Here is a 3,869-nt window from a genome sequence, read left to right as displayed (position 1 = left end):
TTGTTTAAACAACGTTTATAGTGGTTTTTCGGTTTGAGACTTATGATACAGCCCCCTTTAGGTGTTCAGAATGAAGTTAAAATATAGCTTATTTTGATAAAAAAGTTAAGTAGAACTTTAGGTCCAATATATGGTACGATAAAATCTTGATAGTGAAGATAAAAACTATTAAGAGAGGAAGAGTTGATGAGTCAAACAAAGATTGAATTCTTGGGTGGAATTGGCACAATTGGGGGAAATATTATTAGCCTTCAAAAAGATAATCATCAAGTGATTATGGATTTTGGAGCATTTGTAGGAGCCGATATTAAACAATTGCTAGATCGATCATTAACTGAACAATTCCTTTAAGATAACTTATTGCCTAAGGTAGAAGGATTTTATTCTCAAAGCCAGTTAAATTCAAATTCGTTAACTGCTTATGAGGTGAGCTCATCGAATACTGCCATTTGCTTGTCTCACTCGCACCTTGATCATCTAGGTTCCTTAGGACAAATAAACGAACAAATTCCTGTATACACATCAGAGAAGTCATTAAACTTTTATGAAAACTTAGTAAAAATTCCTTTTTACCTAAATATGATGTTAATTGGCAAAGTGTTTCTCATCAAACAAGTATTCATCATGGGCCATTCAAGATAACTTTTAAAGAGAGTGACCATGATACAGAAGGTGCGAGTGCTATTTTATTGCAACGAATGATTTGAAAATTGTTTATTCAGGAGACTTAAGACTAAATGGTTATAACCCTGAAAAAGTGCTCAAGTGGGTAGAAGAAGCCCATCCTTTTGAACCAGACCTACTATTAATTGAAGGCACCTCTTTGTCTAATTTTGGAGATGACCTCGCACCTCACTTAGCTGTTGAGGGAAAAAATCATAATCTAGCTTGTTCAAATGAGCGGCAGTTATTAAAAGAGAGAGACCACTTATTGGGTAAAAAACAAGCAGGCATCATAACCATTAATTTATATCCACAAAATATACAACGCTTGATAAGATTGAATGAAATAGCTAAAAATCATCAACGGAGATTTGTCGTAGATAAAGCGTATTACCAATTGCTTAAACAACATATATCAAGCAAAATCGATAATATTTTTTGTTTAGATGAGGATGAAGAAGAAAGTAGTCTTTTGGTAAGTGCTGAAGAATTGAAGGCTTCGCCGAATGACTATTTATTATTAATTGATTATGAACGTCATCAAATTCTTTATCAATTACCAGCTGGAATATATTTACATTCAAACGGAGTTCCTTTAGGAGTCTTTATGGCTGGTTATGAGGAGTTTTTAACCAATATGGTTGAATACGGCCGGGATTTCTATCAGGCTGGGGTCTCAGGTCATGCCTCTCAAGCAGATTTATTGATGATTGGTTATACGATTCAATCAAAAGTTGTTATTCCATAGCATACATTTAAACCAAAGGCTTTTGGTCAAGAGTTAGAAACAAAAGGTCTAATTGTTTTCTATCCTCAGTATGGCCAAATATATACGATGGACAAGATATTGGAGGGGAACAATGCTTAAAATCCGCTTTTTAATAACGAGTGATACACATGGTCAATGGCACCATCATCCTGATCAGACTGAGTATTCCTTAAAGAACACTGCAGCTTTAATTGATCAATTAAAACAAGATTCGATTAAGACATTGCAATTTGATTTAGGCGATTTTATTCAAGGATCGCCTATGACGAGCTATACCAGTCAAGTGACAAAGAGTGCGGCTCCTTATGCTCGAATGATGAATGATTTGGACTATGATTATCAAATTGTTGGTAACCATGAATTTAATCACGGAATGGCCTATCAAGACACAGCATTAGACTTAATAAATGCACAAATATTATGTAGCAATATTGTGGATCGAAAAACCAAAAAGCCCTATAAGGGAAAAGCCTATGATGTCATCAACATTGAAGATTATAAAATCGGAATTATTGGTGTAACCACCCACTATATACCACACTGGGAGTTGCCAGAAAATTATGAAGGCTTAGAATTTTTAGATGCTTTTGAAACGGTTAAAGAGTATGCTCAATTTTTAAAACCTCAAGTGGATTTATTAGTTGTTGCTTATCATGGAGGTTTTGAAGCTGACCTATCTTCGGGAGAGGCCTTAGAGGCTCAAACTGGAGAAAATCAAGGATATAAGATGATCAGTGAGATTCCTGAAATAGATCTTTTATTAACGGGTCATCAACATCGTCAGATTTGTCAGCCCTTTAAGGATTCCTTTGTCATTCAACCAGGCTATGGTGGTGAAAAGGTGGGTGAAGTTATCGTGAGTTTAGATAAAAAAGCTTCCCCAGCAATTGAAGGGGCTCTACACTCTTTTACAACTAGCGAAGCAATTGAAAATATTCGTCCATTAGAACCTGAATATAGCCAGAGCCTTAACTGGCTTGATGAGGTCTTAGGGAATGCTCCCATGGAGATGCCCACTCGAAACCTTCATCAAGCAAGAGTGAAAGGCCATCCTTTTGCTGAGTTTTTAACGAGAACGATGTTGAATGAAACAGGGGCAGACTTCGCAGGTATATCCTTGCTCAACGATCACTTTGTAGATTTTCAAGGTGAAGTTAGGCGAGGAGAACTATTGAATATTTATCCTTATTATAATCAAATTGCTGTTAGCCAAGTAAGTGGTCAGGATATAATTGAAGCGATGGAGCATAATTTTGCTTATTTTACTTTTGATTCATCCGGTAAAATTTCTGTAAATCCTTCTTATATTTATCCTAAACCTAAGCATTACAATTATGACTTGTACACGGGTTTTTCTGTAGAGGTTGATTTGAATCAACCAATAGGTAAGCGTGTGGTCAAATTAATTAATGAAAAAACACAAAAAGTAATTGATAAGCAAAAATATTACCATTTAGCGCTCACTCAATATCGTGCTGTTGGGGGAGGCGATTATAATATGTTTACAAAAGCTAAAATTGTTAATATGATTGATAAAGATATGATTCAATTAATAGTTGAAGGTATGGATCAATTGACAGTTACGGAATGGAAAGATATAAATCATCATTATGAGCATATTCAATGGACAGCTTTTAATGAAGATTAAGTATTTTTTCAAAGTTGAAATTAGTCTAAAAAGCTTTTAATAAACAAAATACTTTTAGCTGATAATTTCAATAAACAAAAAAGAAATGCGGATTATGTTGGTGATAAATATTTTTCTTCTGATCATTTATCGTTTAAAAAAGATGGTTACATAGGGTTTTTAGATTATTATGTAATGGGTAAAGATTTTATGGAAAATGGCTTTTCACCTCATGCTGTAGCAATCCATATTATAGATTGTGATAAAAAAAGAACTTGAGGGTTCATCATTTTGTATCTGATACCAATCATAGCCCAACAGATCCAGCGAATAAATACCATGAAGCAGTTATTAGACCAAAAGAATAGTATAATAAGATAATGGAATTGGAAGGTAAAGAATATGTAAAAGAAAACATAGAAACTGAAGTATTTTAACATTTATTACAGATGCTGATGAAGGGAGCGACCCTGGCTTAGGAGTAATAAAAAAATTATCTATTGAACATCAGATAGAACTAATGAGCAAATTTTTAAGAAGCTAAATAAAAAGACAATCAGTTTAAATTTATAGTTTATTATATAATGAAAATAATTTGATGTTTATACTAAAAGAGTTAGAAAAACTAGGCTCTATGTCCAATAGGGTTGATGCTATCCAAGGAGATTAAGCCACTAATGGTTGCTTGGTCTCCTTTTCTTTTCTTCCTGACACATATAATCGTGTTATTAATCCCTTCAATAGGGCCATTGGTTAGTGTGTGATAACGAAAGGAATTCTTAATGAAATGCTTAAACTTAGTAACTATTC

General features: G+C 33.8%; 5 protein-coding genes. 4 read left to right on the top strand and 1 reads right to left on the bottom strand.

Going from position 1 to position 3,869, the window contains the following annotated elements; genetic code table 11:
• Positions 1 to 186: 186 nt before the first annotated feature.
• The 4 genes from ACQV2P_RS08460 to ACQV2P_RS08445 all read left to right on the top strand — a co-directional run bounded on the left by ACQV2P_RS08460 (position 187) and on the right by ACQV2P_RS08445 (position 3,338).
• Positions 187 to 351 (top strand): hypothetical protein, encoded by a 165-nt coding sequence (locus tag ACQV2P_RS08460; protein WP_428875501.1) that lies wholly within the window; start codon positions 187 to 189, stop codon positions 349 to 351.
• Between the two features lie 352 nt (positions 352 to 703).
• A complete protein-coding gene (locus tag ACQV2P_RS08455; RefSeq protein WP_428894886.1) occupies positions 704 to 1,411 on the top strand; it encodes a hypothetical protein in 708 nt (235 codons plus the stop codon).
• A 112-nt stretch (positions 1,412 to 1,523) separates the two neighbouring features.
• On the top strand, positions 1,524 to 3,080 hold the full coding sequence (locus ACQV2P_RS08450; RefSeq protein WP_428892106.1) for a bifunctional metallophosphatase/5'-nucleotidase: 1,557 nt from the start codon (positions 1,524 to 1,526) through the stop codon (positions 3,078 to 3,080).
• Between the two features lie 39 nt (positions 3,081 to 3,119).
• Positions 3,120 to 3,338, top strand: coding sequence for a sce7725 family protein (locus ACQV2P_RS08445; RefSeq protein ID WP_428894887.1), 219 nt, complete (start codon positions 3,120 to 3,122; stop codon positions 3,336 to 3,338).
• 346 nt (positions 3,339 to 3,684) lie between these two features.
• Here ACQV2P_RS08445 and ACQV2P_RS08440 read toward each other — a convergent pair.
• Positions 3,685 to 3,869: hypothetical protein (locus ACQV2P_RS08440; RefSeq protein ID WP_428893583.1), on the bottom strand; the 185-nt coding region annotated here is incomplete at its 5' end.

The organism is Facklamia sp. P12932 (assembly GCF_050409545.1).
Lineage (GTDB): Bacteria > Bacillota > Bacilli > Lactobacillales > Aerococcaceae > Facklamia.
This window is presented reverse-complemented; position numbering and strand designations above follow the sequence as displayed.

Excerpts from the sequence above, each read along its gene's own strand:
- ACQV2P_RS08460 (WP_428875501.1), top strand. The coding sequence starts at position 187 with ATGAGTCAAACAAAGATTGAATTCTTGGGTGGAATTGGCACAATTGGG.
- ACQV2P_RS08450 (WP_428892106.1), top strand. The coding sequence starts at position 1,524 with ATGCTTAAAATCCGCTTTTTAATAACGAGTGATACACATGGTCAATGG.